Origin of the sequence: Marinobacterium sedimentorum (assembly GCF_024267675.1) — a bacterium.
In the GTDB taxonomy this organism is placed as follows: domain Bacteria; phylum Pseudomonadota; class Gammaproteobacteria; order Pseudomonadales; family Balneatricaceae; genus Marinobacterium_A; species Marinobacterium_A sedimentorum.
In genome coordinates this window covers 1-257 of sequence record NZ_JALDYX010000128.1, presented here as the reverse complement: position 1 = coordinate 257, position 257 = coordinate 1, and the positions used below count along the sequence as shown (strand labels likewise).

The window sequence follows — 257 nt, the reverse complement described above, 5'->3', positions numbered from 1 at the left end:
TCGCCCGTGTTCAACCAAACCCCGGCTTTGGCGGCACCGCGACTAAGCGCCTGCACCGCAGGTTTTGAAATCGCGCCGTAGCTCATGCCAGAAATATTAAAGATCGATTTGGCCACAAAAGGCGTCTTGGCGTTTGGGCCAATCAGCATCGGTTCGGAACTGGCGAACTGATTGTCCAAAGGAGAAAAAGCCGCGTTCACAAACAAAGGCGTCCCAACCACACCAATGTTCCGGGTTGATCCAAAGGCAATGGTGTT

General features: G+C 53.3%; 1 protein-coding gene. It reads right to left on the bottom strand.

The genetic code is table 11. The annotated features are described in order from the left end of the window. Positions 1-257, bottom strand: a 257-nt coding sequence (locus MRS74_RS23635) for a glutamate synthase-related protein (RefSeq protein WP_254582729.1), incomplete at both ends; no start/stop codon positions are given.